The following is a 7357-nucleotide window of genomic DNA, read 5'->3' on the forward strand; positions in this document are numbered from 1 at the left end:
CATGGGCAGATGCGCGGCGTCAACGCCTTTGTCCTTTTCGTCCTGGTCCTCATCGCCCTCGGTTGCGGCGGCGGGGGCGGCGGGGTCACGGTCGTCGACGCCGACGTCGCGGTGGTCTGGCCCGCCCGGTCGCGGGGCGACCTGTCCCACGGGTTGACATCGGCAATGTCCGCCTCGATCACCCTCGACGGAGCCGACGGCTTCGGCAACCACATCACCTTCACGGTCGACCGTGACCCCCTGCAGCCGGGCGGTTACACCGCGACCTATCACGTGCCGACCCCGGTGAGCCCGCAACGGGTGAGCACCCTGAGGGCGACGTTCTACGCCCAAGCCGGGGCGGCCGGTGACGTCGTCGGGACGGCGTCCGCCCCCGTCTCATTGGCCTCGAACAAGCTCAACTTGGGCACGATCACCTTGGACAGCAAGGTCAAGCACGTCACCGTCTCGCCCGCCGGGCCGCTTGTCGCCGGGTCCGCCGCCACTCAGCTGCAGTTTTCCGCCACCGACGCTGACGGGGCCGCCGTCGCCGTCTCGCCCGGCTCCGCGGTCTTTGGTGTGACCAGCGGCGCGACCAGTCTCGGCGTCGCCGCGGACGGCATGGCGACACCCTTGGGCGCGGGGACCGCGCTGGTGCATGCCACTGTCGACGGGGTCACCAGCCCCGACGTCGCCGTCGAGGTCACCGGCGGCACCGTCGTGGCATACAGCTTCCTCTCCGGGAAGTCCGGCAACCTCGTCGTCCCCGCGTTCGACGCCGTCCAGGGCGACCTGTTCCAGGTCGTCGGCGGGCACGACATCCAGGTGACCGAACTCGCCGTCGAAGTCCAGGCGACAGGCCAGGCCCCGCGCGAAGTCGGCCTGTTCGACTCCACCGGCACCCTGGTCGCCCAGGCGACCATCGCCTCGACGGACACCCTGGCCAACGGCTACTACTGGAAGGCGATCACGCCGGTCACCCTGACGGCGGGCCAGCAGTTCTATGTCGGCGCCCTGCACGGGACCGGGGCGGGACAAGAGTATTACAACGACACCCGCGCCGCCGACGTGGCCGGCTTCGTCCAGGACATCGGCTCGTTCTTCAAGGCGTCGACGACCCTGGCCGGAGGCTCTTGGCAGCCCACCCTGGGGACGGGACAGTTCGGGGGGGCCCTGCGGCACTACACCGCGAACTTCAAGGCGACCCAGTTGTGACCGGCGAGGGATGGACTTCTTCCGCAAGTTCCGAGACCTGGGCAGGCTGGTCACGGACACCCTTGCGGGGAGCCCTCCACCCAATCCAGTCCAGGAGATTTTGGGGAGGGGATACGGCCCCTACCCCTATCTGGCCGAGTTTGTCGCCGAGCACCACGCCGACCCCCGCCTGGCCGGCTGGCTCGACGAGGCCCTGCGGTCCGAGGAAGACTTTGCCACCGTCCAGTTCCTCCTGAGGCACGGCGCCAGCCCCGACCTCGTCTCGTCGCACGGTCGCAAGTGCCTCTTGGGCCACGAAGACTGCGGGGACGAGGAGTTTGACGGCGTCACCCCGGCGATGTTCGAGGACGCCCGGTCACCCTCCTTCGGCACCACGAACCCGGAGCAGCGGACCCCGCCGTACTGGCGGGCCATGGTCCGGACGAGGAACGACGCCTCCTTCGCCCGTAAGCGGTACCGCATCCCGTCCGCAGACAGTGGGGGAGGAAAAGGCCCGATATGGTGCGCCGAACGTCTCGGCCAGACCCTGACGTTCCTTCCCGACGGCCGGGTCGTCGAGACCGGGGGCGGGCACGGGGACCACGACGACCCCGACTTCTATGTCTACAACGACGTCTTTGTCCACGGCCCGGACGGGAGCCTGGCCGTGTACTGCTACCCGGTCGAAGCCTTTCCCCCCACCGACTTCCATTCGGCCACCCTGGTCGGTGCGGAACTGGTCTTGATCGGCAACCTAGGACACCAGGACGGTGATGGCGCGGACGACGACCTGGTCCACGTGCTCTCGACGAGCGACTTCTCCGTCCGCCCCCAGCCGACCATGGGCGACGGCCCGGGCCTGGTCTGCGGGCACCGGGCCCGGCTCCTGGACGACGGCCGGATCGAGGTCAAGGGCGGCATGCTCAGCCGGTCCCGCACCGACAATCCCCACACCCACATCCTCAACCCCCGTTCGTTCGTCTGGACGAAGGCCGACTGACCGGGTCCCGCGGCGGGCCCAAATGCCCGGCAAGAGAGCCGACTTTACGGCCTCAAGGGCCCATTATAAACTATCTTTCTTGTTTTTCTGTTTGTATTGCGATACTGTGGTGGCGCGATGAGAAATTGCATTGCTCTTGCCCTCTGTGTTTCGACGGCGGCGGCAGCCCACGCGGCCAACTTTGTCGTCGACTCGTTCTTTGACAGCGTCCCCGAGTCGGCTGCGGTCACCGGCAGCGACATGGCGTCGACCTACGCGGTCGGCTCGATGTTCGGCGGGTCGCGCGGCGTCGCGGCCTGGGAGGACAATTCGGTGTACGGCCTGAACTCGAGCATCAACGTCTTGCGGGGCGTCGCGCTCATGAGCAACGACGCCGGCAACTCGGCTGATTTCCTCTTTGCCTACCTGGCCACGGACGCGGCGTCGGGGACGTTCACGATCGACAACTCGCGGAACGTCGACATGTCCGGCGTGACCGGGTTCGCGATCGACGTCTTGTCGAGCGACAAGCCGTTTGACCTTGTCGTCAACCTGTGGGGCGGCGGTATCGACGCCTGGAAGAAATCGTTCGGCCCGGTCGCTTCACCCACGACCATCACCATCGACGAGTCGGACATCTGGATCGACCAAAACGCCGACATGTCCGCCATCGACTACTTCACGATTGAGTTCCACACCGTTCCCGACGGTGACATCGCCATCACCCAGATCCGCGCCGTGCCGGAGCCGGGTTCGCTCGCCCTCTTGGGCTTCGGCCTCGCGGCCTTGGCCCGACGCCGTAAGGGCTGACACGCCCCCTATGCCGACCGGTCACGGGGATTCCCATTCCCGAGACCGGTCGACGGCAAGCCGCCACTTCGCCAGCCTCGCCGCCCGTTCGTCGGCACCCATGCGCGGCTCAAACCGGCGATCCTCCTGCCATTGGCCGGCGATCTCCTCGGCGTCGCGCCAGAAGCCGACCGCCAACCCGGCCAGATAGGCCGCCCCCAACGCCGTGGTCTCGGTGGTCCGCGGCCGGACCACCGGCACCCCCAGGATGTCGGCCTGGAACTGCATGAGCAGGTCGTTCGTGGAGGCCCCACCGTCGACGCGGAGCTCGTCCAGCCTCAGGCCCGCGTCCTGCTCCATCGCGGCCAGGACGTCCGCAGATTGGAACGCGACGGACTCGAGGGCCGCCCGGGCCAAGTGGGCGCCCGTGGTGCCGCGGGTCAGCCCGTGGACGCTGCCCCGCGCGTAGCTGTCCCAGTGGGGCGCGCCGAGTCCGACAAAGGCGGGCACCATGTAGACGCCGCCGCTGTCCGGCACGCTGGCCGCCAACGCCTCGACCTCTCCGCTCTCGCGGATGACCCCGAGGCCGTCGCGCAGCCACTGCACCACCGCGCCGGCGACGAAGACACTGCCTTCCAGGGCGAACTGGGGCGCCCCCTCCAGCGGACAGGCCGCCGTCGTCAGCAGCCGCGCCTGGCTGTGCACCGCCTTCCCGCCCGTGTTGATGAGCATGAAGCACCCTGTCCCGTAGGTGTTTTTGGCCATGCCCGGCCCATGGCAGCCTTGGCCGAAGAGGGCGGCCTGCTGGTCGCCCGCCACGCCGGCGACGGGGACCTGGGCGCCGAGCAGGCCGGGGGCGGTCGCGCCGAAGACGCCGCTTGAACTCCGGACTTCGGGGAGCATCGCCCGGGGGACGCCGAAGATGTCGAGGAGCTCGTCGTCCCAGCGCCCGGCGAAGGTGTCGAACAAGAGCGTCCGTGACGCGTTGGTCACGTCGGTGGCGTGGACCTCCCCGCCGGTCAATCGGTACAAGAGCCACGAGTCGACGGTGCCGAAGGCGAGGTCGCCCCGCTCGGCCGACTTCCGCGCCCCCGGCACGTTGTCGAGGAGCCATGCCACCTTGGTGCCGCTGAAGTAGGGGTCCAGGACAAGCCCGGTCTTCTCCCGGACGCGGGGCTCCAGGCCCCTGGCCTTCAGTTCGTCACAGAGACCGGCCGTGCGCCGGTCTTGCCAGACGACCGCGTTGTGGACGGGCTCGCCCGACCGCCTGTCCCAGACGACGACGGTCTCCCGCTGGTTCGCGATCCCGATGGCGGCGACGTCGCCCGCCCGCACCCCGGCGCGGGCCAAGGCCTCCTGGGCGACGCCGACCTGTGTCCCCCAGATCTCGGCGGGGTCGTGCTCCACCCAGCCTGGTCGCGGGAAGACCTGCCCGAACTCCTTCTGCGCGAACCCGACGGCGACCCCACGGTCGTCGAACAGCACGGCCCGGCTGCTCGTCGTTCCTTGGTCGAGGGCAAGAATGGTGGAGATCGCCGACATTACCCGGTCCTCCTGCCTGTGCCGGCCCACCCGCCCGCCCGGCACGGGCTATAATTCTGCTTCCACAGCGTGGGGATATAGCTCAGCTGGTAGAGCGCTGCAATCGCACTGCAGAGGCCAGGGGTTCGAATCCCCTTATCTCCACCACCCCACAGATATACAGATTAAACACCTTACTCGCCGTTCCAGTTCAAGCCAAGCTCAGGATTGAGTCGAACGACGAGGTCATCGAACCGCTACTCGCTCTTCAGTGTCGCGAACCACTCGACCTGCTTTCGCCCAAGAAAGCGACGATAGGCTTCAAGCCGCCGGGCACTTGCTTCCCTTGTGGGTGCTGACGTGAACCGAGACGGCTTTCTCCTGAATCGTGCCCGTCAGATGAACCCGCAGCGTGGAGCTCAACGATGGACTCCCTCAACCCTTGTAGGAGTCGGTGGCAGGGCTATATGGGCCGCGCTTCCTCAAGGAGTTCACGTGTGTCATCCGGGATGTGCCGGTCTTGACGAAGAAGTCGACAAATTCGGAGAGTGAAATTCCCATCAGTTCGTGACCTTATCTTTATATAGGTGTCAGGTATACACTAAACACTTAGCGTACTCGAACCCCTGACCTGGAAAATGAGAAAATGGAAGAGCACACCCCAGAAGCACCGAAGCTGATGTTCAAGGATCTGCACGTCACTGCAGACGACTTGCGCGTAATCAAGTGGCTTGACACGATTGAGTTCAAAGAGCGCGATAAGATTGACAACTACTCAACCCCGCTCTTCGACGCCGCCAGAGTCGCCGCTGAAGCTGAAGACAGACGCGCAGAGCAAGTCTACGTGCTGCTTGGATCGGCGTCGTCGATGTTCTATGACTCAAACGACGCAGCCGAGCCGCTGAAGCCCATGATTGTCATGGCGAACTCGAGATCTGCCGCGCTGAGTGATTTCGAGGATCAACACCTTGACCCAATCGCTGCCGTGTACACCGAAATCGCCGACCGAGAAATGAAAGCACGGTTGGCAGACATCCTTTGGATTCGGCGAAAGGACCACCAAGCAGCGCGGGTCGCGACGGCCGCATATCTCGAGGGTGCCAAGGCGGTGATGGACCACGCTGAGTGGGTGCACGGATTTAACCGATTGCAGCGAGCCATGCAGATCGCCGCAGCGCTGGGTAAGGAGAGCACAGAACGCAATGCGGTCGCGGATTATGCTCTCGAACTCCTCGCCAAGTTGGACGGGAGCGATCCTCTGTACTTGACCAGATCAATCATCGACCTCGCTCTTGAATACAAGATTGGTGATCCCGCCTTGCTCGCGGGTTACGCGGAAAAGTCCGCAGAGGGCGCTGAAGGTCGCCAAGACTGGATAACCGCTGCCGACTATTGGGCCCTCGTCGCAACGTGTCGAAGGAAGTCGGGGAACGAAGCGGACGCTACCGAGGCTTCGCTTCGTCAAGGAGAAGCTCAGATTTCAGTCGGAGAGGCGATGGCTTGGAAGCCAGGCCTCGCTGCAGAGCATTGGTTTGAACAGGGATTGCTCACGCTGAGGCAGGCAGGTGCTCCCAAGGAACGGCAAGATGAACTCATGAAGCGCCTTCATGCGCTTCAGAAGGACAGATTAGAGCACCTTGGAAAGATCGAAACGAGCGTCCCGATGGACCCAAAGCTGATCGAGCACATCGAGAAGGTCAAGGGTATGAGCCTTCGAGAGGCCCTGGCATTCTGGGCAATTCAGGTCCGACCAATCCGCAAGGAACGCCTACGTGAGATGGTCCGAGAGCACGTCACCCAGAGTCCTCTTTCGAGCATCTTCTCGAACTCCATCTTGCGCGAAGACGGGAAGGTCGACTTCGTGATCCCCGCAATGAAGCTGAATGAGGAGCCAAGCGACGAGTTGCTCCAACTACACATGTGGCGCATGGCAGAGATGACCAGACCGGTGACCGCGTGGATGGCCGAGCAGATCCGACACATGATTGCTGGCGAGCACCAGTGGGAGGAAGGCTGTCTCGACTGGCTATTGAACGATAATCTCTTCGTCCCGAAAGGACGGGAACCGATCTTCTCACGCGGTCTTCAAGCGGCAATTGAAGGCGATTACATCGTCGCGACGCACCTGCTCATCCCTCAGTTGGAAAACTCATTCCGACACGTGCTGAACCAGCACGGGGTTCTCACCACCTTCTTGCGCCAAGATGGAACCCAGGACGAGTTTCCGCTCAACAAGGTCGTGGAAACCGAGGCGTTCTCACAAGTGTTCGGGGAGGACCTTGCTTTTGATCTGCGCTGGATGCTGGCGAAACGTGCCGGGGCGAACCTTCGGAACAACGTCTCGCATGGTCTTGTATCGGCAGGAAGTTTCTACAGCCCGAGCAATATCATCCTTGTCCCGCTGACCCTTTGGCTGCTGCTCCAAAGCATATCAAATCAAGAGGACGGAAAGAGTGAAGGGACCGAATCCTGACTTTCATGAAGCGGCGTAACTTTACTCCAATGAGTGGTCATCCTTAGGGAGGGTGCCAGCGTTGGCTGGCACCCGCACTCATAGAACCCGCAAACGCAGGATCTGGACCTGACCCAAGTACGATACTTGATAAGTCACGACAACTTGCCGAAGGCTCCCGTACATACGGGTGAGAATGATTTCCGTAAAGATCCTCATATTTTCTCCTTAGAGACTCCCGTCTTGGATGACTCCTCAAAGGTCGGTCTGCCCGCCCGCCCGGCACGGGCTATAATTCTGCTTCCACAGCGTGGGGATATAGCTCAGCTGGTAGAGCGCTGCAATCGCACTGCAGAGGCCAGGGGTTCGAATCCCCTTATCTCCACCACCCAACAGATTCTCCGTTCGGCGGTCGCAACCAGAACCAAGTCGGGCCGCCGTGA

Annotated in this window: 5 protein-coding genes and 2 tRNA genes; 6 read left to right on the plus strand and 1 reads right to left on the minus strand. The window is 63.9% G+C overall.

From position 1 onward, the window contains the following. The first annotated feature begins 9 nt into the window (after positions 1–9). The 3 genes from KF857_11435 to KF857_11445 all read left to right on the plus strand — a co-directional run bounded on the left by KF857_11435 (position 10) and on the right by KF857_11445 (position 2962). Complete coding sequence (locus KF857_11435) at positions 10–1194, plus strand: hypothetical protein (protein ID MBX3112611.1); 1185 nt, start codon at positions 10–12, stop codon at positions 1192–1194. A gap of 10 nt (positions 1195–1204) precedes the next feature. Continuing rightward, positions 1205–2173, plus strand: coding sequence for a hypothetical protein (locus KF857_11440; GenBank protein ID MBX3112612.1), 969 nt, complete (start codon positions 1205–1207; stop codon positions 2171–2173). Between the two features lie 117 nt (positions 2174–2290). Further along, on the plus strand, positions 2291–2962 hold the full coding sequence (locus tag KF857_11445) for a PEP-CTERM sorting domain-containing protein (GenBank protein MBX3112613.1): 672 nt from the start codon (positions 2291–2293) through the stop codon (positions 2960–2962). Positions 2963–2983: 21 nt separating this feature from the next. On the opposite strand, the gene glpK is transcribed toward KF857_11445, so the two are convergent. Continuing rightward, the gene (gene glpK / locus KF857_11450) at positions 2984–4483 is read right to left on the minus strand and encodes a glycerol kinase GlpK (GenBank protein MBX3112614.1); all 1500 of its coding nucleotides are present in this window, start codon (positions 4481–4483) and stop codon (positions 2984–2986) included. 71 nt (positions 4484–4554) lie between these two features. On the opposite strand from glpK, the gene KF857_11455 reads away from it, so the two are divergent. The 3 genes from KF857_11455 (at position 4555) to KF857_11465 (ending at position 7302) form a co-directional block, all read left to right on the plus strand. Then, positions 4555–4630, plus strand: a tRNA-Ala gene (locus tag KF857_11455). 478 nt (positions 4631–5108) lie between these two features. Then, on the plus strand, positions 5109–6935 hold the full coding sequence (locus KF857_11460) for a DUF4209 domain-containing protein (protein ID MBX3112615.1): 1827 nt from the start codon (positions 5109–5111) through the stop codon (positions 6933–6935). Between the two features lie 291 nt (positions 6936–7226). Continuing rightward, positions 7227–7302, plus strand: a tRNA-Ala gene (locus tag KF857_11465). The last annotated feature ends 55 nt before the right edge of the window (positions 7303–7357 follow it).

The sequence above is a fragment of the Fimbriimonadaceae bacterium genome, from assembly GCA_019638795.1.
In the GTDB taxonomy this organism is placed as follows: Bacteria; Armatimonadota; Fimbriimonadia; order Fimbriimonadales; family Fimbriimonadaceae; genus JAHBTB01.